Genomic DNA, 21989 nt, shown 5'->3' with positions numbered 1-21989 from the left:
ATTCACGGATACCTGAGCTAATGCCCAAGTTAATCCAGCAGCGTACTACCCACATCTAGACCTTTGCGAAGCAGACAACAGCTAGTGAAAGTCGGGGGATGATGCCTCTTAGCTACATTTGAGCTGTAGCTCCCTATGCTACTAGAAGAGGTTCATAGTTTTGGCACTACAAAGGAGAGCAGGCATTTATTCACATGCTCAAATGGCTTGCAAAGCCGTAACCTAGCAGCGTTAACATGACCATTTAGGTGGATACTGCAATAAAGAAAAAGGAGTAAAAAGATCGGTTGCTCAACATGAGCAGCCGATCTTTTTACTCCTTTTTTCATTAGGCTAGTTATAGCCTGGGTTTTGATAAGAAGCTTTTACATCTGCGGACACATCCAGACGGTCAAGTTGAACCTGCGGAATAGGACGCAGGTAGTGATACGGCTGAATGGTGCGCGTAACTGTTAGAGGCGTATGATCTCCGTAGTTGGTTCCCCCGATACGGTAGGTAGAAGCCAGCTCTGTCCATTTCTGGGTACGAACCAAATCATACCAGCGGTAGCCTTCACCATAGTATTCGCGCGAACGTTCTGCCAGAATGTAGTTGATGTCTATAGTAGCCGGAGTAGCCTCAACCATAGCAGTACTGTTATCCTGCGGTTTGGCCACGTTTCCGTTATTGTCAAACCGCCACTTACCAGCCCGAGCGCGAATAACGTTAATTAATTCTCTGGCACCTTGACCAGCTTTAGGAGTTGCTCCTTTTACAACTGCTTCTGCCGCTACAAAGTACAGTTCGGAGAATTTGGCAATGTTAAACGGACGGGTGCTGCCGGCGTTAGGCTGTCCTAGGCCAGTACCATTGTCGGTACGGTAAGGGCCAAGCTTCCAAAGGCCGGGATAAACAATGCGGCTAACACCACGCAGCGAAACCACGTAATCTGCTCTGCCGGGCTGCGTTCCGGCTCCAATGTTACTTGTCCCTGCTCCGCTAGGATACGTAATAGCCGTAGTCGGTTCTTCGTTCAAGAAAGTCAGGATTGGCTGACCTGGGGTCACCGGTAGATTGTTGGCATTATACAAGGTTGCTGCAGCTACTCCTCCTTTAGGCCAGTTACCACGATAAACTGTGGTGAAGGTACCATCGTAGCGAGAGTCATTTGTCTTGTCAGCAAAGGTGTTCTCAAGGGCATTAATGGTAGGGGCCATACGGTTCCAGGGGCGGCCTAACTGCTGAACTGCTTCCCGCTGCACAGAAGATACAGCACCCGTTCCATTCGGATTAGTGGCGCTTCTGATGTTGGTATAGTTCCAGGTCATCATCCAACCGGCAAAGTTGTCAGGGGCACCACCACTACCAAAGGTAAGACTACCTCCATTATAAAGCTCGCTGCTCTCCGTATGGTCAGCGTACAGCATCATCTCGGCATTGCGGTCATTTGTTGCCAAGTGTACATCATAGTACGTTGGCTGCAAACGGAAGGGCCCTGGGTTCTCAATACCGGCGATGGCTACATCATACGCCTGCTGATAATAATACTGGGCGTTCTTACCTGCAGGATCTACTCGCTGAGCTGCTGGATAGGTTGGAATATTGTTGGGGTTTTCAAGCCACCAGGCATAGGTTAGGTAGGCTTTCGCCAGATAAAGGCGGGCAAGCGTTTTAGTTGCGCCCCCTATTACCCGTGGAGTCGCTGGCAAATCAGTAATGGCTTGCAGCAGATCAGGAAAAACCGCTTTGGTATAAACTTCAGGTACCGTATTACGGACCGAGGTTCTAATAGCATTGGTATTGAACTCCAGTTCTCCCGCACCCAAATCTAGTGGTACCCCGCCAAAGGTTTGGACCAGCATGAAGTAATCGAAGGCGCGGAAAAATCTTGCTTCGGCAACAAGGGCTGGGGAAATGGTTCCTACTGCAGTAGCATTCTTGATAACACCACTAGCTGTGTTGATATTAGGAAAAGCAGCTGTCCACAATCTATCGGCCCGGCTGTTATTGGAATTAAGAGCCGCTCTGCCTGAGAAGTCCATGGCTAGGAAGTTCTCGTCAGCATCTCTACCGTAGGTTACTTCGTCTGTTCCCGTGAGGGTGGTGTTATAGAAGTAAGCGTCACCGAAGATATAGCGCAAGTGAGAGTACATGGAGGTCAATCCTCCATTTACGCCTCTTTCTGTCTGAAAGAAACCAGGCGTATAGATACTCCTAGGATCTTCATCCAAGATATCCGAGCACCCAACTGCGGACATAGAGATTATGGCCGCCCCAATACAGAATTTTATGTTAAAGGTTTTCATTGTTCTCTTTCTTAGAAGGTAAGGTTCAGACCCAATAGGTAGGTCCGGGTTGCAGGTGCATTAGTGCCTATTGTCAACAGACGGGCCGGACCATTAGCGACTGCCACGTTCTGGTCGGCGTACGAGTTGGTTTCGGGGTCCATTCCCGACTCTTTTTTGTAAGGAGAAAAGAATACAAAGGGGTTCTGGGCTGTCGCGTACAGCCGTAGTCGGCTAACTCCGGCGTTTTTCAGCCACGCGTTGCTCTCAAAGTTATAGCCCAGCGAAATGGTACGCACCTTCAGGTAAGAGGCATCAAAATACCCCAGCGTGCTGCCATACTTTGGGTTGTCGCCGCTCGTGAGACCACCTGGTTTGGGGTACTTGGCGTCCGTATTCTCGGGAGTCCAGTAATCTACTTTCACATTACCCCGACGACCGTTCATCAGGTTAAGATAGCCCGATGAGCCATACAGGGTGCTGTTAACGATACCGCCGTTTTGGAAGGCACCAACGGCACTTAAATCAAATCCTTTATAGGCCACCCGGGTATTGAAACCGCCAAGAAAGTTCGGGTTTACGTCCAGAATCTGACGGTCTTGTGGGCCAATGGCTCTGGTAGGGGTACCATCTGCATTATAATCGCCGGTGTATTTCACCTTGATCATACCCGCATTTCCACCTGGCTCAAAAATATTCCTGTAGGGGTCTTCTTCTTGCCACAAGCCTATTTTTTCGTAATCATATATTACGTTGATAGGCTTGCCAACAAACCACCAGTTTCCTTCATCTCTCTGCTGTTCACCGGCCAGTGACGTAATCTTGTTACGGTTAGCATATAGGTTGAACCCAGCCTCCCAAGTCCAGCCGTTGACATTTTCCAATATCACTCCATTTAAGGAAAGCTCTACCCCTTTGTTTTGAGTAGCTCCAATATTGGCAGTATAGCTATCCACGCCAGAAGTAGGAGGCAATGGCAAACCAAGCAGAATATCCTCGGTGTTGGTGACGTAATACTCAATAGTACCAGAAAGACGGTTTTTCAGGACAGCGAAGTCCAACCCGTAGTTATAAGTTTTGGAGTACTCCCAACCCAAGAGAGGGTTTGGCAATTGGCTTACGAATAGACCCGTCTGGTAATTGGTAGGGCCGAAGTTGTAAGGCCGGGTAGTTAAGCGGCCTAGCGTAGCATATGGGGCAATAGACTGGTTTGACGTTATACCATAGCCAGCTCGCAGTTTCAGCATGTTTATAGCCGTGATATCCTGCATAAAGGACTCTTTGGCTATATTCCAGCCTACCGACACAGCAGGGTACGTATTCCACTTATGTCCTTCGGCCAGTACTGAGGCACCATCTGAGCGAACAGTAGCGGATAACAAATACCGGTCATCATAGGAGTACATTACGCGTCCCATGTAGGACAGCAGACCATATTTCCGGTACTGTTGGTCACCAGGAGATACGGTGATTTCGCCTGCGGCCAAACCCAGGTTATAGTACTGGAAGGCGTCTGAAGGGATATCCCGGGCTGCAATCCGAGACTGGTTGAAATTGTTTTGGGAGGCAGAGTATAGGGCTATAGCATTTATGTTATGCTTCTCAGCAAACGTGCGATCATAGGACAATATGTTTTCAACTGTCCAGTCTGTAGTAACCTGATTGCTAACAGATGCCGTTGATGGTGTAGTGGGGTTAACAGCGGTAATACCCTGCCCTGTGTAAGAACCACCTTGGCTCTGCCGATAGTTTACGCCCAGGTTAACTCGATACTTTAAGCCCTCAACACCAGGAATTTTAGCTTCCGCGAATATGGTGTTGTACGTGGCCAGCGCTTTGGTTTCACTTAACCACCGGTCGCTCAAGTCTTCTACAATCTTTCTGGTATACACCCACTGCTCATCCAAGGGCATTCTGATGGTCCTTTTCAGAGTACCATCCGGATTGTAAGGATTAGCAATTGGTGATGAATTCAGGATACCATATATGCCTACATTAGACCCCTCGGACAAGCTGTAGGTGTTGTTTGTGGTAAACCCTAATCGGATATACTTACCAACTCCTTGGTCAAGGGTACCGCGAATAGAATAACGGGTGTACTGCTGGGTAGGAATTACGCCTTCTTCCTGATAGTAACCCGCGTTGAAATTATAACGCCCGTTTTCAGTACCGCCGGAAACACCTAAGTTGTGGTTTGATTGGATACCGGTTCTGTACAACAAGTCCTGCCAATCGGTATTCACATCATCGGCTTCATCTAAAGCATTGGTATATATACCCGCCGCTTTGCGTAGCGCAACAAATTCAGGCCCGTCCATCATGGGGTATTTGGCGAAAAGTGTTTTTGCGCCAACAAACCCATCATACGTTATTTGCGGTTTTTGACCTGCTTTACCCTTTTTAGTGGTTATCAGGACAACTCCATTCGCTCCACGCGACCCGTAAATAGCTGTTGCAGACGCATCTTTCAGTATGTCTACACTCTGAATGTCGTTGGGGTTAATATCACCAATTGATCCGGGGAAAGGAATACCGTCCAAAACTACCAATGGATCATTACTGGCAGAAAGTGAACGGGTGCCGCGTATCCGGATTTGCGTGCTGGCGCCTGGCTGGGAGGATGATTGCGAAAACTGCACGCCTGGCAAACGGCCTTGCAAGGCCTGTGAGATGTTAGCAGACGGTACTTCACGCAAGGCCTCCCCCCCGATAGAAGCAACTGAACCAGTCACCGCTTCTGCTCGCTGTACACCGTAGCCTACTACCACTACCTCATCCAAGGCCTTGGCATCTTCACCCAACGTTACATTAAGCGTTGACTGGTTGCCAACGGCAACTTCCTTTGGAGTAAACCCTATGAATGAGAACACCAGGGTAGAGCCAGCCGGAGCCGCCACTGTAAACTGACCTTCGTCATTTGTTACAGTACCCGTGGTAGAGCCTTTCACGACCACGTTTACGCCGGGCAGCCCGGCACCATCCGTGCCAACAACGCGGCCGGAAACTGATTGTGCGGTGGCCTGGGCCTGCACCGCAGAGGGGGCCAGCAGACCGCCAGCCATGGAGAGCCCGGTTGCGGCCAGTAGCGGCCAGCTTAGGCCCAAAGCCGTCTTGCGTAAAGGGAAGTGCATGGAATGTGGGATGTTTAAGTGTGGGATTAACTGCAAGTATCCGGTGTGGGAAGTGGATGTGTAAAGCGAGAAGTATTAGAAGCCGATGGAGTTGCCGCCATCCACGGGTAGGGAAGCCCCGGTGATGTAGCGCGCCGCATCAGAAGCGAGGAACACGGCGGCGTGGCCAATATCCTCGGGCTGGCCGAACTTGCCCATGGGCGTGCGGCGCATGGCCCGGTCGCGGCGGTCGGGGTCGGAGTTCATGGCGGTGCGGCTCATCTCTGTTTCGATGAAGCCGGGAGCAATGGCATTCACGCGCACATTGTCTTTGGAGAATTCGGAGGCCAGCACCTTCACCATGCCCTCCACTGCCGATTTGGAAGCCGCGTAGGCCACTACCCGGTCAATGCCGTAGTAGGCGGCCATGGAGGAAATCATCAGAATTACACCGCGCTTGCGGGGCACCATGCGTTTGGCACAGGCCCGGGTGAGTGCAAACACTGAGTTGAGGTTGGTGTGAATGATGCGGCTGAAATCTTCATCGGTTACTTCCAGCGCAGGCTTTTTCATGTTTATGCCGGCGTTGTTCACCACAATATCCAGTTCGCCATAGGTAGCTTCAATATGATCTACCAGGCCATCAAGTGAAGCCAGGTCGCAGACATCGTTGGTGAGGTAATGGGCCGAGGGGCCGAGTTCTGCCACTGCCTCCTGCAGCACACTCTCGCGGCGGCCCGTAATAATGACGGTTGCGCCAGCCACTGCCATGCAACGCGCTATTTCCAGGCCGATGCCGGTGCCGCCGCCGGTAATAAGGGCTAGGCGACCTTCCAGCGAAAACGGGTTTGGCTGGCCGCTGGCGTGCGTAAGAGTAGAGAGAACGGGGTTCAGGTTTTCCATTCGAAAAGAGATTGTCGTCAACAGCGTTGACAGGGATTAGCGGAGCTGGTAGATATCGACCAGCTGTTTGATTTCAGCCAGCGGGCGTGAGGGCGGCGTGAGCGTGGGCGGCAGCGGCTGCTTGGCGTACTGCTGGAAGTAGAGCACACAGGCATCGCGCCACCACAGGGCCTCGCGGTACTGAATGCGTAGGCGGGAGGCTACATCGGCGTGCAGCTCAGCATCTAGGGCGGGCTGCACCTGGGCCCATTGCTGCTGCATCCAGAGCACCGAGTCGGCGCCGGTGTAGTAGCGGGTCGTCAGTTCGTTCCAGAGGGTTTGGCCGGTGCTGAGCGTTTGGGTCCAAGGCACGTGGTGGAACCACAGGAGGTAATTGGGCGGGCAAGTGGCGGGGTCACCCCACTGCTTCTGTACTTGCGGCGCATACAGGCCTAGCGCGTTGCTACCAGTAGCGGTTCGGTTAAAGCCCAGACCTACGGCGTCGGCTTTGTGGTAGTAGATGGAGGTCCAGTCGGGACGGGCGCTTTTTTCCAGCCAGGGCTCGGGGCCGTAGTGGATGCTCTGGCCCATGATGTGGTGCAGGCCTAGCGGCGTGGTATAGCGCACATAAATGTCGCGCGATTTTGTGAGCAGGTCTGTGATAGTGCTTACTGCTTTTGGCTCCTGAGTCAGCGTCATTTTCGTCCACTCTTCGGCCAGCGCCTGCGAGGTGAGCGTATGGTCCCAAGCCAGACGGCCGTAGGAGTACCAGTTGGCCTGGCTTACGGGGTGGCCGGTCCAGTTGCGGTCGGAGCCGATGTTGGCCACGCCTGCAATGCCGCTGATAGCATGATTATCGATTGTGCCATCTACTACTTTAGCCACTGTTGAACCGGGACCTTTTGCGTAGGTGTCAGCCTCCAGGCACTCTTTTATAAGCGGCGCCAGGTACACGAGGTGCGTAGCAAACCCAAGGTACTCCTGCGTGAGCTGCACTTCTAGCACCAATGGCGTTTTGGGCATGGCCCCGAACAGCGGGTGAAATGGCTCGCGGGCCTGAAAGTCGATGGGGCCGTTTTTCACCTGCACTAGCACCTTCTTGGCAAACTTGCCATCTAGGGGCTGAAACTCCTGGAAGGCCTCCTTGAACCGGTCGCCGTTGGAGTTGGCTTTGTACACGAAGGCGCGCCATATCACAATACCATCGTGCTGGCCTAGGGCTTCGGCCAACATATTGGCGCCGTCGGCGTGGTTGCGGCCGTAGTCCTGGGGGCCGGGCTCGCCTTCGGAGTTGGCCTTCACCAGAAAGCCGCCGAAGTCTGGAATGACTTTGTATATCTCGTCGGTTTTAGCGGTCCACCAGCGGCGCACCTGGGGGTCCAAGGGATCAGAGGTTTGCAGCCCTCCAATCACCTTGGGTGCCGCCCACAGCACCGACATATACACCCTAATCCCATAAGGTCGCATCACGTTGGCTAGGGCCGCTACCTTCTGCAGATATTCAGCTGTCAGAAAGCGGGCACTGGCGTTTACGTTGTTGAATACCACGCCATTAATACCGATAGAGGCATTGGCGCGGGCATAATCCTGGTAGCGCGGATCAATCACTTCGGGCAGTTCCTGCCACTTCCAGATAGAGGAGCCCGCGTAGCCACGCTCCACGGTACCATTGGGGTTGTCCCAGTGGTTGAGAAAGCGGTACTCAATTCGCGGCTTGCTGTTGAGATTGACAGCTGAAATGGACTGTCCGGTTTGCAGGTGGCGCAGCAGTGCAAATGCGCCGTACAGCACACCTTTATCTGTAGCGCCCATCACAACTACATTGCCGCCTTGCGTGCTCACGCGGTAGCCTTCCTGGCCTAGCTCGGGGTTGGCTGCTACCGACAGCACAATGCCTCCTTTACTGCCTTTCCCCTCTCCCACCATCGGCACCGACTGGCCTAGCAGGCCCTGTAGGCCGTTCTGCAGCTCCCGCCCGGCGGCCTGGAGTACAGGCGAACCACTAGGCACAGCAATGAAATTAGCCTGTTTCTGATACGCTTTCCGCTGCCCGGCATCGCGCACCTGGTCGTACTTCAGCCACAGCCGGTAGCCATCATCAGCAAGGCCGCGATGCGCCAGGGTGCAGAACAGTACGAAGAAGAATAGCGAGCGGAAAGACATGCGAAGCAGAAGAACTTATTGAGCGAAATGGTGAGCAGTGGAGGTCGTCAGATCAGCGGAAGCCTGCTCCTCAAGGCTGCGGCGGATACCCAGTTCCAAGCCGCGCAACTCGGCCAAGCCCCGCAGTCGCCCGATGGCCGAGTAGCCGGGGTAGGTGCGTTTTTCGAGGTCGTCGAGCATCTGGTGGCCGTGGTCGGGGCGCATGGGCAGCTGGAAACTGATGCTGTTCTCCTGACTGCGGCGGATTTCCTCGCGCACCAACTCACGCACCACGGCGTACATGTCCACGTCGCCGGTGAGGTGGTCAGCCTCATGGAAGTTGCGGGGGTTGTCCTCGCGCTTGGTGGCGCGCAGGTGCACGAAATGAATGCGGTGCCCCAGGCGCCGCACGATACCGGGCAGATCGTTATCGGGCCGCACGCCCAGGGAGCCAGTGCAGAAGGTGATGCCATTGGCGGGCGAGTCGTAGGCCTGTATCAGGCCTAGCAGGTCCGCTTCGGTGCTCACCACGCGGGGCAGGCCAAGCAGCGGAAACGGTGGGTCATCGGGGTGAATGCAGAGGCCGATGCCTACTTCCTCAGCCACCGGGCCCACCTCCCGCAGGAAGAAGTACAGGTTTTCGCGCAGCGTATCGGGCGAGATGTTGGCGTATTCATCTAGTAAGCTTTGGAAGCCCGCCAGCTCAAAGGCTTCCTCAGAGCCGGGCAGGCCTAACAGCACCGTGTTGGTCAGCGTGGCTACGTCTTCGGGCGACATAGCGGCCAGCTGCTCCTGGGCGGCGGCGGCAACTTCGGGCTCGTAATCGTTTTCGGCGCCGGGGCGCTTGAGAATGTATAAGTCGAACACAGCGAAGTCCTGCCACACAAAGCGCAGAGCCCGCGAACCGTCAGGCATCTCGTAGTTAAGACTGGTGCGCGACCAATCCAGCATGGGCATGAAGTTGTAGCACACCGTGCGGATGCCGCAGGCCGCCAGATTGCGTAACGACTCCTTATAGGCCTCTATATACTGAGTGCGTGCGGGCAGCCCTTTCTTGATAGCCTCGTGCACTGGCAGGCTTTCTACTACCGCCCACTGCAACGGCGAATACTGGTCGTTACCGGCTTCAATCAGTTGCTGTCGAGCTCGGATTTCTTCCACGGGCCACACCTGGCCTACGGGCAACTGGTGCAGCGCCGTAACGACGCCGGTGCACCCGGCTTGCCGCAGAGTCATTAAAGAAACCGGGTCTTGAGGCCCGAACCAACGCATGGTATGCTGCATGCCAGTATTTTTGTTAGAAAAATCCAATCATTACGTGCCTCCTCTTCCTTCCGGTGTGGTAGGCCACTGCCTGTGGTCTAGTAGGGGTGAGTGAGAACTCGCTTTCGAATATAGAGCAAGAATTGAATCCACATGCATTTCAAAAACCCTCCTAACGCGCTGATTTCTAAATAAAAATACCGAAAACGTTACCGAAAACGGTTCCGATAGGTAATTTCCAAACCTCATCCTAAAATATTTTTTTTGTAGATTACCTTCAAATAATAAAACAGAGCCCATGCCTTGGCTTTGCAGGTTTCTTGTTTCGCCTCTGGAATAATTCTATTTCGATATGATGAAGTGCACAAAGTGCTATTCGGCCGATGCCGTAATGCGAGCCGGGTTCATCCGGGGGCGGCAACGCTACCTGTGCAAAGCCTGCAATTATCATTTCACCGATGATAAGACCCTGCAGATTCCGGAAACCAAGCGGCGCCAAACTACCATCAGCGACGTGGCCAAAGTGCTGGGCGTGGCACCCTCTACCGTTTCGCGGGCACTCAACGGGCATTCTGATATCAACGCCAACACGCGCCAGGCCATTCTAGACGTAGCGCGTCAGCTCGATTATCAGCCTAACCTACTGGCACAGAGCCTGAAGAGCAGCGAAACAAAAACCATTGGGGTGGTCATTCCAGACATTGAGCGGCCTTTTTTCGCTACGGCTGTCAGTGGTATTCAGCAGGTGGTGGGCGAGGCCGGCTACCGCGTAATGATCTGCCAATCCAAGGAATCCTATGATATAGAAGTCAGCAATGTACAGGCGCTTATTGCCAGCCGCGTAGATGGCCTGCTGATTTGCCACTCCCGCGAAACCGAGAACTTCGACCATGTAAAGCCAGACGCCTGCCGCGGCGTGCCTGTCATTCATTTTGATCGGGTGAGCAACGAGGTGGACAGCGCCAAGGTGATTCTAGACGACTGGAACGGGGCCTTTAACCTCACGGAACACCTGATAGAGCAGGGTGCCCAACGCATTGCTATTCTGGCTGGCCCCGAGTCGTTGCTGATCAGCCGCAACCGGTTGGCAGGCTACCAGAACGCCATGAAACGGCACCATCTGCCACTCCGGCCCGAGTACGAAACGCACATTAACTTCCGGCCGGAGGCGGCAGTAGCGGCCCTAGATGCGTGGCTGGCCCTGCCGGAGCCGCCCGATGCTATTTTTGCCATCAACTACACCAACGCCTTCGATTTGCTGGTGGCACTTAAGAAGCGCGGCATCCGTGTGCCCGACGATATAGCCGTAGTAGGCTTCGGCGACGAGTTTATGGCCTCCATGATTGAGCCCGGCCTAACCACCGTGAACCTCCACCCCTACCGCATCGGGCAGCAGGCTGCCCGGTTGTTCCTGGAGCAAGTGGGTCAGAAGGAGAATTTCCAGCCCCGCACCTTCGTCATCACCGGCGACCTGGTTATTCGGCAGTCGTCGTTGCTGGGCAAAGGCAACTTCTTCAAGCTGGAGATATAGCTGATATGATTTCTGGCTGGGAGAGCCACTGTGGGTTCTCCCGACTCTAGGCCACCTAGGGAAGTTTTCTTAAAGCCAGAGTAGTGGCCATCCCCTTCGCTGCCGCAGCCTGTGTATCATGAGTTTATACTATATAAGTGATAACTCACTTTCGTGATGCCGCCTGCCTCTGGTGGCAAGCCCAATCATACACTTGCCACTTGAGGCGGCTAGGCCTATTCTTCATCTTAAGCCTACACTTATTTCAGCAGGAATAGGGAAAGCTGAACGTTGCTGAGGGCGCCCCGGCCTATTCTTCATCGTGAGCCTGATGATGCGCTAAACCGGCAGAAACTTGCCTGTGTGCTATAGCCTCTGTATATTCTGCCACTTCGCGGGCAATTACCTGATTAGCTGGGAGGTGGCCTACAGAACTTTTACTTAGTGCCTTCGGTGGCGTCGCGCTTATGGATACGTATATACCTCTATTTCTACGGCGTGCTGGGCTACATCTGGTACTTGTACTGGCAGGTTTGTGCTGGGGGATGCCTGCAGCTTTCGCTACCCATATTGTAGGGGGCGAGATGGAGCTGCAATATCGTAGCGGCAGCACCTACACCTTAACCTTAAATCTGTACTTCGACGCCATCAATGGCAATCCGGGCGCCCTGGATCAGCAGCTGACGGCCAGCATCTTCGACAAGGTGAACAATCGGCGGATGCAGAACGTGTCGTTGCCACTGGTTGGCAACACGTTTGTACAGTACACCAACCCGGCCTGCACTAGCGCTTCTCTGAGCACCCGCAAGCTGGTGTACAGCCGCGAAATTATTCTGGATGCCGACCTCTATACCAGCACTGCCGGCTACTATGCCGCCATTGAGCGCTGCTGCCGCAATAATGGCATCAGCAACATAGTTAGCCCGGGAGCGGCCGCGCAAACCTTCTACCTGGAGTTCCCGGCCGTAGTGCGCAACCGGCAGCGCTTCATCGATTCTACCCCGCGCATTTTTCCGCCTCTGGGCGACTATGCCTGCAAGGGCGAAATGTTCTACTACGACTTCAGCGGCCAGGACGCGGATGGCGACTCCCTGGCCTACGACCTGGTAACGCCCCTGAACGGCTCCGCTTCCGACTTTGATCCTGCACCGTTCCAGGCATCGCCGGCTCCTTACCGACTCATCAACTGGAAGCCGGGCCTCAGTACAACCAACCAGATTCCGGGCGCCCCCACCCTTACCATTGATGCGCGCACCGGCCGCCTGATGGTGAGGCCTTCGCAGCTAGGCCTGTTCGTGTTTGGCGTGCGCTGCACTGAGTATCGGAACAAAGTAAAAATAGGCGAAACGCGCCGCGACTTTCAGTTGTACACGCTAGACTGCCCTCGCAATACGAAACCCAGTTTGCAGGTGTTCAACCAGGTGGGAGGCCGTGCCTATCAGCCCAAGCTCGATACGCTGCGCCTGATACCGGGCGGCAACCGGTGCATAACCATGCGCTTCACTGACCCTGATGCCGGCTCCCGCCTTACGCTCACCACGCTACCGGTTAACTTCTCGGGCCTGGCTCCTACGTTTACCACCACCACTACCGGCACGGTACATGCGCCCGGCGCCCCCGATACGCTATCGGCCACGCTATGCTTTCCGGAGTGCCAGGACACGCAGGGCAAGGTTTATCTACTGGATGTGATTGTGGCGGATAACGGCTGTAGTCTGCCTAAAAAGGACACGATACGGGTGGCTTTTACGGCCATACCGCCGGCCAACACGCCGCCCGTCCTCACCTCCACTTTTCCATCTGAAGCCACTCCAGCTACCACCCCTATTATTGTGCGGATTCCTGTTGGGGCAACCTATACCGCCGACCTGACCGGCACCGATGCCGATGGAAACCCATTGACGATGACGGCTGTAGGCCAGCGGTTTGATCTGGCCGCGGCGGGTATGCGCTTTACAGCCCAGAACGGCACGGGGCGCGCCAATGGCACGTTCACCTGGCTGGCTTCCTGCGAGGCGGCCCAACTGCAGGATAACCTGACGGTGACCTTCCAGTTACAGGAAACGGTGCGATGCACGCCCAAACCTCAGACCCGAACGGTGCAATTTATGGTGGTGCCGGCCCCCGATACCACGAACTTTCTCCCCCCCAACATCATCACACCGAATGGCGACGGCAAAAACGACGCTTTTGAGTTAACTCAGCTCCCGCCCGACCTGTGCGATGGGCGCTTTGGGGGCATCAAGATCTTCTCCCGCTGGGGCAATGAGGTATTTCATTCCCCGGCCCGCACCTTCCGCTGGAACGGCTCAGGCAGCGCCGGCGTGTACTACTACCTCATCACCTTCACTGATGGCCGCCGCTACAAAGGCTGGCTGCAGGTGCTGCCGTAAGCTTTATGAATAACACGCCCCTGAACGTCATGCTGAGCGTAGCCGAAGCATCTCTACCTCTGGCTAATCAACGGGCCTAATGAAGCGGTAGAGATGCTTCGACTACGCTCAGCATGACGTTTTGGAAAGAGACTGTACTTATCTCCAGATATTCTCTGAACAGCCTCAATAGTTGAAGGGTCTACCTGTTTTGCCGCTCGTTGTTTTCCTGCTCGGCTTTGCGGGTGAGACCGGTCAGCCAGGAGCGTGATACCTCCGACTCACTTTCGTAGCCGAAGCGGCGCTGGTCGCCTTCCTCGCCGGTGGCGCGGGGCAGCGTGCGGTTTACCCAGCCCAGCACATCGGCCGTAGTGCCCGGAAACAGGCCATGGAAGCCGGAAAGCAGCTTGGCCGGCACACTTAGAATCACTTCTGCCTCGCCGCGACGGCAGGCGTTCCAGATTTGGCGCGCCGCCGACTCCGCATTCATAGAAATACCCGGTAGCGAGTCGGCCAGAATAAAGGATGCGTATTCCTTTTGGTGTTGGCCCTTCACAATGGCGTTGCGGGCGCTGCCCGTGCGCATGAGGCCGGGGCAAACTGTAGTGACCAGAATGCCATGCTGTTGCAGCTCGGCCCGGAATGCTTCGGAGAGGCCTACCAGGGCAAATTTGCTGGCGCAATACGGCGCTAGGTGCGGCACCGCCACTTTCCCGCCCACGGAGGCAATATTCACGATGCGCCCTTCGCGGCGGTTGCGCATATCAGGCAGCACGGCGCGCATGGCGTGGAGCGGCGCCCAGAAATGCGTATCCATGGAATCCTCAAAATCGCGCAGGTCGATGTGGTCAAGGGGGCCCGCCGTAATAATGCCTGCATTGTTGATCAGCACATCGATATAGCCCCATTGTTGCTGCACCTCCTCCACCAACGACTGCACTTCCTGGGCATCGGTGAGGTTGCGCACCAAGGCCAGCACCTGCCCACCATCCTGCGCCAGCTCCTGTCGCGCCCGTTCCAGTTCCTCGGCATCGCGGGCACAGATGGCTACTTTGGCGCCCTCTGCCACAGCCTGGCGGGCCAGCAGCAGGCCTAGGCCCCGCGAGCCACCCGTAATTAGGACCACGCGCCCTTGCAGGCTATAGTCGCCCCGGCGGTTGGAGTAGAGCGTGGCGGCCAGCAGGGCACCGGCGCCGGCCACGGCGGCCAGCAGGGTATTTCGGGTTTGGGATTTCATAAGTCAAGGGAAATAGTGGGGTAGACAAGATTGCCTATCAGTAAGCAAACCCGGCCCGAAAGGTTACACTAACGGCCTACTACAGTGGCCTAGGCGAAGAATATCTGCGAGCGAGGGCACGTTCTAGTGGGCAAATTGCGTTTCTGGCATCATCTTTACAGGCACAAAGCGAGCCGGCCGTTTCTGCGGGCCCAGTTGCTGTTTGTACTTCCGTTTCTACGCATGAAAACCTACGTTTTAGCTTCCCTCCTGTTTCTTGCGGCGCCAGCTGCGCTGTTGGCCCAAACCACTAAGGTGCCGGCCCGCACCACCCCGCCCAAACCGACTGTCGCGAAGCCGGCGGCTCCCAAGGCCGTAGCGCCTAATCCGGAGCAGGTGCAAGCCCGCGCCGAGGCTCTCACGACCAATATGCAAAAGGCGCTGGGCCTCAATCCGCAGCAATTGGAGAAGGTGCGTCAGATAAACCTGATCAGCGTGCGCGGGGTAGAATCGGCCCGCCAGACCTACCGCCAGGATGTGCGCAAAATGGCTTCGGTGGTGGAAGACATCGGCCAGTCGCGGTTAGCGATGCTCAAGGAAGCCCTCACTCCCGCTCAGTTTGATAAATATCAGCGCAAGCGCGAAGAGAAGATGGGCGTTCCAAATGCACCAGCCGCCCAAGGCACGCCCGTACCTGGCCTACCAGGCGGCCAGGAATAACGCTTTCGACCAGTGATTAAAAAAGCCTCGCTCTGAATTGAGCGAGGCTTTTTTTTTGCGTTCGAGCGCATTTTGTGTGGCCTACAGATGCCAGCCCATCATATCGGCGGAGAGCTTCAGAATGAAAGCACAAACCACCACCAGAAACAGCACCCTCACGAAGCCGGTGCCGTGACGCACGGCCAAGTGGGCACCCAGTGTGGAGCCGGCAATGTTGCTGGCGGCCATGGGCAGGGCAATGTGCCACAGAATCTGGCCGGTATAGGCGAAGTAGGCCAGGGCCGCGAGGTTGGTGGCCACGTTCACCAGCTTCGCGGAGGCGGAGGAGGAAATGAAGTCGAAGCCGAACAGGCCTACGAAAGCGAACAGCAGGAAACTGCCGGTACCCGGCCCGAAAAACCCATCGTAAAACCCGATAATCATCCCGACCAGAGCGCCGTAAATCGGTTCGCGCTGCGCCGAGAGTCGGGGCGCATGAATGGAGCCGAAATCTTTGCGCCAGAAGGTGTAGATGGCAATGCACACCAGCAGCCCCAGCACCAGGGGCGGCAGCAGTTCCTTGGGCAAGTGGCTCACCACCCGCGCCCCCAGAAACGAAAACACGCCCGCCACCCCAGCCGCCACGCCCACGGCCCGCCATCGGATGGGCACCCGCCCGGCGTAATGCCGAAACGCCGCGGCCGTGCCCGCCAACGACGACACTTTGCCCGTACCAAATACAGTGGGCACCGGCACACCCTTCAGGAGAATAAGCATGGCCGGCAGCTGAATCAGGCCGCCGCCGCCCACAATGGAGTCAATAAAGCCAGCCAGAAAGGCGAATAAACAGAGGAGAGCGAGCGTCAGGGTAATCACGCGGCGAAGGTAGGATGGCGGCGCGGTGAAGCAGTAGGGCTCCGCAAAAAAACGCGCCACTGCCTGCGGCACTGGCCTAGCCGGACAGGAAAGGCCCATGTGCAAGCATCTCAGGGTGGCCTAGGGCCGTACAGTCTGCCACACCCCGCTCCATAATGACCGAAAATCTCACCCACCGCCAGAAGATGCTCACGTTTGCGGGCATCTTGCTAGCTATGTTCCTGGGCTCCCTCGACCAAACCATCGTATCCACGGCCCTGCCCCGCATTGTGGCCGATTTGAACGGCCTGGATCGGTTTACGTGGGTGGCCACGGCGTATCTGGTGGCCAGCACCGCGCTGGTACCTATTTATGGCAAGCTGGCCGATACGTATTCGCGCCGCAAAATTGAAGTGGTGGCCGTGTGTATTTTCCTGGTGGGCTCCATGCTGTGCGGGCTGGCCGGCGAGTTCGGCGACCTGCCGCTGCTCGGCGACGGCATGACGCAGCTCGTGGTGTTTCGGGCTATTCAGGGGTTTGGCGGAGCGGGGCTGTTTGCCATGGCCTTCATCATCATCGCTGATTTGTTTCCGCCCGCCGAGCGAGGCCGCTATCAGGGCTTTACGGGCGCCGTGTTTGGCACTTCCTCGGTGCTGGGTCCCTTCCTGGGCGGCTTCCTCACCGACCAGGGCACCAACTGGATTCCGGGAGTGGCGGGCTGGCGTCTGGTGTTCTACGTGAACCTGCCGCTAGGCCTGTTGGCGCTCTGGTTTATCCTGACCCAGATGCCGGCCCTGCGCCCGCGCACCGAACCTAAACCACTCGATTACTTTTCGGCCCTCCTGCTGCTCACGGGCCTAGGGCCTTTGGTAGTAGCCCTGCAGCTCAACAAAACCAACTACCCCTGGACCTCCCCGCTCACGCTAGGCCTGTTGGCCGTTGCGGCCGTCTCGCTGGCGCTGTTTGTGGTGCGCAGCCTTCGCCACGAAAACCCCATTCTGGATTTTGGACTGTTCCGCAACAACGTGTTCCGGACGGCCAATGGGGCCTTGTTCCTATTGGGCGGCGCGTTTTTGGGCATCATCATTTTTGAGCCGCTCTTCATGGTGAATGTGCTCGGCGTATCGGCTACCAAGGCCGGTGTGAGCCTGATTCCGCTCTCAATGGGGGTGGTGCTGGGCTCGTTGCTGGCCGGGCAGATGGTGTCGCGGTTCGGGAATTATAAGTACTGGATGATCGGGGGGCTGATTGTGCTGCTCGGGGGCCTGTCGTTGCTGGCCACCATGCCGGCCACCGTGAGCTACCGCCAGATACTTACGTATCTGTTTTTGTGTGGTATTGGGCTGGGGCCTACTATGCCGCTCTATACCTTGGCTATTCAGAATGCCATCGAGCCCCACCTGATGGGCCAGGCTACCTCAGCCAGCCAGTTTTTCCGGCAGATTGGGGGCGCCATCACGGCTTCTGTTTTGGGTGCTATTCTCACCTTTACCTTAGCCCACAGCCTCCCGGCCAGCGCGACTCCCGTAACGCCTACTGCCCAGAAAACCGTGGTTTCCGAAGGCCCGGCATTGCCGGCCAATGCCACTTCGCCGGCCATGCGCGAGGCCTTCAGCACGGCCATTTCCCGGGTGTATCTGTTCAATATTTTTCTGGTGGTGGGAGGATTGCTCATGACGCTTCTGGTGCCGGAGCTGCCGCTGCGCAAAACCAATGCTCCCGGTAGCGCCCCGGCACCGCCAGCCGAATAGGCCTAGGCACCGGTAGGCCACTCTCAGCAGAGCCCGCAAACTTCGCGGGTGGGCTAGTGGTTAGTACATCTATTCTCCTCTTCTGCTATGGAACCTTCTTCACCTATTCGTCTGAGTGTGCTGGATCAGTCGCCAATTCCGCTGGGACGCACACCGCGTGAGGCCCTGCAGCACACCCTAGACCTGGCCCGCCTCACTGACCGTCTGGGCTTCACCCGATTCTGGGTATCGGAACACCACAATGCCAACTCGCTCGCCGGCTCGGCTCCTGAAGTGCTGCTGGCCCGCATCGGGGCCGAAACTACGCGCATACGCCTTGGCTCCGGTGGCGTGATGCTGCCCCACTACTCGCCCCTGAAAGTAGCTGAGAACTTCCGTCTGCTGGAAGCGCTTTACCCGGGCCGCATTGATCTGGGCATTGGCCGCGCCCCCGGCACCGACCGCCTCACGGCCTACGCCCTCAACCCGCACAACACCTTCAGCGACGAAGATTTTGGTGCCCAACTCATGGACCTGAAAGCCTTCCTGCACGACGAAGAAGTTCCCGACACTATTCATGAAAAGGTAAAGGCTGCGCCGTTTGTGGATACGGTGCCCGAGCTGTGGCTGCTCAGCTCCAGCGGGCAGAGTGGGCTTTTCGCGGCGCATATGGGCGCGGCGTTTTCGTTTGCCCACTTCATCAATCCGGTAGGCGGCCCCAAAATGGTGCAGCTGTATCGGGAGCGGTTTCAGCCCTCTGCGGAGCTTTCGGAGCCCCTGGCCAACGTCGCCGTGTTCGTGCTATGCGCCGATACCGAAGCTAAAGCCCAGGAGCTGGCCGATACGCTGGCCCTGCAGATGCTGAAGCTGGAGCTTGGCAACCGTACGCCCGTAGGCCCCTACGCCTCAGTAGCGGACTTCCCCTTGGCGCCCGAGCAGCGCCACCGTCTTGCGCATCATCGGCGCCGCATAATCAGTGGTACGCCGGAGCAAGTAAAAGAGCAGACAACTCAGCTGGCGGCTCATTACCAAGTAGATGAAGTAGTAGCCGTGACCATCACCTATGACTACCAAGACCGTTTGCGGTCCTATGAACTACTGGCAGAAGCGTTTGAGCTAGAAGCATCAACCGCCTCTCACCACTCATCGGCTCTGCTGTAACAGCGGCCTTGGCAGACTACTCCCTGAATCCCGGCTATTGGCCGGGATTCTTTGTTTTAGGAGGTCAGGATCCGCTTTTTCAGGAAAATATTGTTCTGATTATCAGCTCAACAATTTCCTTAACTAGAATTTTTCTAATCATCTATTTTGAATCTATCTAAATAGGTGCGTGCTTTGCATTGTTTTAAATCATTCTAAACAAGCCAAGCATACTTTCATGGCCCGACCTCTGCCCTTCCTCGCTCTGCTTTCCTTGCCTTTGACAGCTGTTGCCTTGCCATCAACCACCCCCGATAGTGGCCTAGCGACCAGCCTGAAGCATCATGGCGAGGACGATACCGCGCAGCGCGGGCGCATTGCCGGCCGGGTACTGGACACTGCCGGCGAGCCAGTGGAAGGCGTGACAATTGCTCTGAAAGGCACCAGCTACGGCGCTACTACCGGCCCCGATGGCAATTTCCGACTGGCCGCGCCGGCTGGCTCCTACCAGCTGGTAGTGAGCAGCATGGGATATACCCCGCAGGAAGTAACCGTAACGGTAACCGGCGGCGAAACCATGACGCTGCCGGCCTTCTCACTTGAGCAAAGCACGCAGCAGCTCAACGAAGTAACCGTAACGGGCAACCGTAGTCTCAATGAGCGCCCGGTAGCCATCGGGAAGCTACCAATTGCTCCTCTAGACTTGCCCCAAAGCACTTTCACAGTGGAGCGCCAGACCCTGGAGCAACAGCAGGTGCTGCGCGTGAGCGACGTGCTGGCCAACGTGAGTGGCGTGTATGTGAGCGGCAACACCGGCGGCTATCAGGAGGAAATTTCCGGCCGGGGCTTTGCGTTCGGAAGCAGCAATACGTTCAAAAACGGGGTGCGCTATAACAACAGCATTCTACCCGAAACCAGCTCTCTGGAGCGCTTTGAGGTGTTGAAAGGCAGCAACGCCATCCTGTACGGCAACGTGGCGGCGGGCGGCGTCCTGAACCTAGTGACCAAAAAGCCCCGTTTCGAGCAGGGTGGCTCGGTAGCTATGCGCGTAGGCAGCTACAACTTCTACAAGCCGATGGTGGACGTGTACGGCGCCATTAACAACAGCGAGCATGTAGCTTTCCGGGTAAACACTACCTACGAAAACAGCCGCAGCTTCCGCGATGGAGTGAAAGGTGAGCGGTTTTACGTGAACCCATCCTTGCTCTTCAAAGTGGGCAGCAAGACCGATTTCCTGCTGGAAGGCGACTACCTGAAGGACAACCGCACTCCTGATTTTGGTGTGGGAGCCGTGAACTACCGCATTGAGAACGTAGACCGGGCGCGTTTCCTGAACACGAGCTGGGCCAACATCGGTACGGAGCAGAAATCGGCTACGGCCACCCTCACGCACCACCTCAACGATACCTGGCAGGTGCGCGGCGTAGCGGCCTACCAGGGCTTCAATAGCGAGCTACGCTCCGCCGCCCGCCCCACCACTATCCGCGACCGGGTAGATGTATTCGGCGCCAACAACCGGAAGCTCCTGACCGGCAGCCCAGCTTTGTACGGCAACCTGGTGCGCAGTCTGCAGGCCACTGATAACCGGGAAGACTACTTCCTAGGCCAGCTAGATGTGACGGGTAAAGTGCGCACGGGCTTCCTGAACCATACGGTGCTGGTAGGCATGGATGCCGATAAGTACAACACCCGCACAGTGGCCTACAACCCCATTGCCAAATACGATTCCATCAACGTATTTGAGCCCGGCCGCTACACCGAGAAAAGCACCCAGCCCGAGTTTACGCGTAACACCCGCACCTATGCTCCTATTCGGCGGGTGGGCGTGTATGTGCAGGACCTGATAGAGATTACGGAGAAGCTGAAGCTGCTGGCCGGCGTGCGCTACAGCTACCAGGAAACGGGCAGCTTCCAGTATGCTTATGCCAAGCAGACGGACACGCGCACCACCCGCTACGATGACGCCTTCTCGCCCCGCCTAGGCCTCGTGTTCCAGCCACTGAAGACGATGTCCATCTTCGCTTCCTACGCCAACTCCTTCAACACGAATACGGGGATTGATAACACGGGCAACGCTCTGAAACCGTCGCTTATCGATCAGTACGAAGTAGGCGTGAAGAATGAGCTGTTCAATGGGCTGTTGTCGGCCAACGTGACGGCCTACCGCATTGTGAACGGCAATCTGGCCCAGACCATCCTGCCGAATGAAGCCAACTACAATCTCCAATTCCCGACCGCGCAGCAACTGGCCGGGGAGGTAACCAGCCAGGGTATTGAGCTGGATTTGCAGAGCAAGCCGGTACAGGGCTGGTCGGTGCTGGGGGGCTACAGCTACAACCGCACTACCTACACCAAAAGCAACATTTACGAAGTAGGCAGCCTGCTGCGTTACAACCCCAACCACACGGCTAACGCCAGCGTGTTCTACACCTTTGAGAACGGCGCCCTGCGTGGCCTGAACCTGGGCGCCACGGCCCTCTACATCGGGGAGCGGCAAGCCGGCCGCTCTACCACGGAGGCCAACCCCAACTACCGCCTCATTTCCCTACCCGACTACGCGCAGCTGGATGCCTCGGTGGGCTACACCTACGACCGACTCTCGTTGCGGGTAAAGCTATCGAACGTGCTGAACCAACTGAGCTACAACGTGCACGACGACAACAGCGTGAACCCCATCGCCCCACGTCAGTTCTCGGCTACGCTAGGCTACCGTCTCTAATTGACTTGTGTGAGTGAAGAAAGCCCAAAAAGTACCCGCTGCAACGGATGCTTTTTGGGTTTCTGGCGAACTTGCAACTCAGTTCT

13 protein-coding genes are annotated in these 21989 nt (G+C 56.3%); 6 read left to right on the top strand and 7 right to left on the bottom strand.

Annotated features, from left to right (window positions below; genetic code table 11):
- Positions 1 to 333: 333 nt before the first annotated feature.
- From CFT68_RS01995 to uxuA, 5 genes are all read right to left on the bottom strand, one after another.
- Positions 334 to 2121: a RagB/SusD family nutrient uptake outer membrane protein gene (locus CFT68_RS01995; protein ID WP_394340103.1), complete on the bottom strand. Its 1788-nt coding sequence runs from the start codon at positions 2119 to 2121 to the stop codon at positions 334 to 336.
- A gap of 176 nt (positions 2122 to 2297) precedes the next feature.
- The gene (locus CFT68_RS01990) at positions 2298 to 5396 is read right to left on the bottom strand and encodes a SusC/RagA family TonB-linked outer membrane protein (RefSeq protein ID WP_088841750.1); all 3099 of its coding nucleotides are present in this window, start codon (positions 5394 to 5396) and stop codon (positions 2298 to 2300) included.
- Between the two features lie 75 nt (positions 5397 to 5471).
- Positions 5472 to 6278 (bottom strand): SDR family NAD(P)-dependent oxidoreductase, encoded by an 807-nt coding sequence (locus CFT68_RS01985; RefSeq protein WP_088841749.1) that lies wholly within the window; start codon positions 6276 to 6278, stop codon positions 5472 to 5474.
- A gap of 36 nt (positions 6279 to 6314) precedes the next feature.
- A complete protein-coding gene (locus tag CFT68_RS01980; RefSeq protein ID WP_088841748.1) occupies positions 6315 to 8420 on the bottom strand; it encodes an alpha-glucuronidase family glycosyl hydrolase in 2106 nt (701 codons plus the stop codon).
- 15 nt (positions 8421 to 8435) lie between these two features.
- A complete protein-coding gene (uxuA, locus tag CFT68_RS01975; protein ID WP_088841747.1) occupies positions 8436 to 9683 on the bottom strand; it encodes a mannonate dehydratase in 1248 nt (415 codons plus the stop codon).
- A 331-nt stretch (positions 9684 to 10014) separates the two neighbouring features.
- Between uxuA and CFT68_RS01970 the strand changes: the two genes are divergently transcribed.
- Together CFT68_RS01970 and CFT68_RS01965 are read left to right on the top strand one after the other, a co-directional pair.
- Entirely contained in the window at positions 10015 to 11193 is a 1179-nt protein-coding gene (locus CFT68_RS01970; protein WP_088841746.1) for a substrate-binding domain-containing protein, read from the top strand.
- Between the two features lie 524 nt (positions 11194 to 11717).
- On the top strand, positions 11718 to 13565 hold the full coding sequence (locus CFT68_RS01965; protein ID WP_170934672.1) for a gliding motility-associated C-terminal domain-containing protein: 1848 nt from the start codon (positions 11718 to 11720) through the stop codon (positions 13563 to 13565).
- Positions 13566 to 13746: 181 nt separating this feature from the next.
- Here CFT68_RS01965 and CFT68_RS01960 read toward each other — a convergent pair whose 3' ends face one another.
- Positions 13747 to 14781 carry an SDR family NAD(P)-dependent oxidoreductase gene (locus CFT68_RS01960; protein WP_088841744.1) on the bottom strand — a complete coding sequence of 345 codons (1035 nt, stop codon included), beginning with the start codon at positions 14779 to 14781 and terminating at the stop codon, positions 13747 to 13749.
- A gap of 222 nt (positions 14782 to 15003) precedes the next feature.
- Between CFT68_RS01960 and CFT68_RS01955 the strand changes: the two genes are divergently transcribed.
- A complete protein-coding gene (locus CFT68_RS01955; RefSeq protein WP_088841743.1) occupies positions 15004 to 15480 on the top strand; it encodes a hypothetical protein in 477 nt (158 codons plus the stop codon).
- Positions 15481 to 15561: 81 nt separating this feature from the next.
- On the opposite strand, the gene CFT68_RS01950 is transcribed toward CFT68_RS01955, so the two are convergent.
- Positions 15562 to 16434, bottom strand: coding sequence for a sulfite exporter TauE/SafE family protein (locus CFT68_RS01950; RefSeq protein ID WP_088841742.1), 873 nt, complete (start codon positions 16432 to 16434; stop codon positions 15562 to 15564).
- A 56-nt stretch (positions 16435 to 16490) separates the two neighbouring features.
- Here CFT68_RS01950 and CFT68_RS01945 point away from each other — a divergent pair, with 56 nt between their 5' ends.
- The 3 genes from CFT68_RS01945 (at position 16491) to CFT68_RS01935 (ending at position 21903) form a co-directional block, all read left to right on the top strand.
- Positions 16491 to 18065 (top strand): MDR family MFS transporter, encoded by a 1575-nt coding sequence (locus tag CFT68_RS01945; protein ID WP_245815248.1) that lies wholly within the window; start codon positions 16491 to 16493, stop codon positions 18063 to 18065.
- A gap of 87 nt (positions 18066 to 18152) precedes the next feature.
- Positions 18153 to 19205, top strand: coding sequence for an LLM class flavin-dependent oxidoreductase (locus tag CFT68_RS01940; protein ID WP_088841741.1), 1053 nt, complete (start codon positions 18153 to 18155; stop codon positions 19203 to 19205).
- A gap of 217 nt (positions 19206 to 19422) precedes the next feature.
- Positions 19423 to 21903 carry a TonB-dependent receptor gene (locus CFT68_RS01935; protein WP_088841740.1) on the top strand — a complete coding sequence of 827 codons (2481 nt, stop codon included), beginning with the start codon at positions 19423 to 19425 and terminating at the stop codon, positions 21901 to 21903.
- Positions 21904 to 21989 lie beyond the last annotated feature (86 nt).

The sequence above is a fragment of the Hymenobacter gelipurpurascens genome (assembly GCF_900187375.1).
Taxonomy (GTDB): Bacteria; Bacteroidota; Bacteroidia; order Cytophagales; family Hymenobacteraceae; genus Hymenobacter; species Hymenobacter gelipurpurascens.
The sequence above is the reverse complement of the archived record's forward strand: the minus strand, read 5'-3'. Positions and strand labels throughout refer to the sequence as shown.

What these genes read in the sequence shown, in the direction of transcription:
- CFT68_RS01990 (WP_088841750.1), bottom strand. Translation starts at nt 5,396, where the DNA reads ATGCACTTCCCTTTACGCAAGACGGCTTTGGGCCTAAGCTGGCCGCTA.
- CFT68_RS01985 (WP_088841749.1), bottom strand. Translation starts at nt 6,278, where the DNA reads ATGGAAAACCTGAACCCCGTTCTCTCTACTCTTACGCACGCCAGCGGC.
- CFT68_RS01980 (WP_088841748.1), bottom strand. Translation starts at nt 8,420, where the DNA reads ATGTCTTTCCGCTCGCTATTCTTCTTCGTACTGTTCTGCACCCTGGCG.
- uxuA (WP_088841747.1), bottom strand. Translation starts at nt 9,683, where the DNA reads ATGCAGCATACCATGCGTTGGTTCGGGCCTCAAGACCCGGTTTCTTTA.
- CFT68_RS01970 (WP_088841746.1), top strand. Translation starts at nt 10,015, where the DNA reads ATGATGAAGTGCACAAAGTGCTATTCGGCCGATGCCGTAATGCGAGCC.
- CFT68_RS01965 (WP_170934672.1), top strand. Translation starts at nt 11,718, where the DNA reads ATGCCTGCAGCTTTCGCTACCCATATTGTAGGGGGCGAGATGGAGCTG.
- CFT68_RS01960 (WP_088841744.1), bottom strand. Translation starts at nt 14,781, where the DNA reads ATGAAATCCCAAACCCGAAATACCCTGCTGGCCGCCGTGGCCGGCGCC.
- CFT68_RS01955 (WP_088841743.1), top strand. Translation starts at nt 15,004, where the DNA reads ATGAAAACCTACGTTTTAGCTTCCCTCCTGTTTCTTGCGGCGCCAGCT.
- CFT68_RS01950 (WP_088841742.1), bottom strand. Translation starts at nt 16,434, where the DNA reads ATGGGCCTTTCCTGTCCGGCTAGGCCAGTGCCGCAGGCAGTGGCGCGT.
- CFT68_RS01945 (WP_245815248.1), top strand. Translation starts at nt 16,491, where the DNA reads ATGACCGAAAATCTCACCCACCGCCAGAAGATGCTCACGTTTGCGGGC.
- CFT68_RS01940 (WP_088841741.1), top strand. Translation starts at nt 18,153, where the DNA reads ATGGAACCTTCTTCACCTATTCGTCTGAGTGTGCTGGATCAGTCGCCA.
- CFT68_RS01935 (WP_088841740.1), top strand. Translation starts at nt 19,423, where the DNA reads ATGGCCCGACCTCTGCCCTTCCTCGCTCTGCTTTCCTTGCCTTTGACA.